The 297-nt window shown below is 53.9% G+C and carries 1 pseudogene (only partly in view); it reads left to right on the top strand.

The features are described 5' to 3' along the window. Positions 1-297, top strand: a pseudogene (locus JNK74_29735) (DNA cytosine methyltransferase) (it continues 273 nt past the right edge of the window).

Consider the following 297-nt stretch of genomic DNA (forward strand, 5'->3'; position numbering starts at 1 on the left):
TTTTCCATGGGCGGCAAGCACAAGGCGCACGGCGATGAACGGGATATGTTTCCCGTCACGGTGGAACTGGTGCGCAAGCTGAGGCCAAAATCCTTCCTGCTCGAAAACGTAAAAGGGCTCACCCGGTCCAGCTTCGCCAACTATTATCAATATATCTTGTTGCAATTGGAATTTCCCGAAGTCGCGAGACAGCCGCGCGAAAGTTGGATGGATCACTTGCGGGAGCTGCAAACCGAAAAGACCTCTGGCGGATTGCATGTGACGGGACTGACCTACAACGTCGTTCCAACCCTCGTG

This window comes from Candidatus Hydrogenedentota bacterium (assembly GCA_016791475.1).
Lineage (GTDB): Bacteria > Hydrogenedentota > Hydrogenedentia > Hydrogenedentales > JAEUWI01 > JAEUWI01.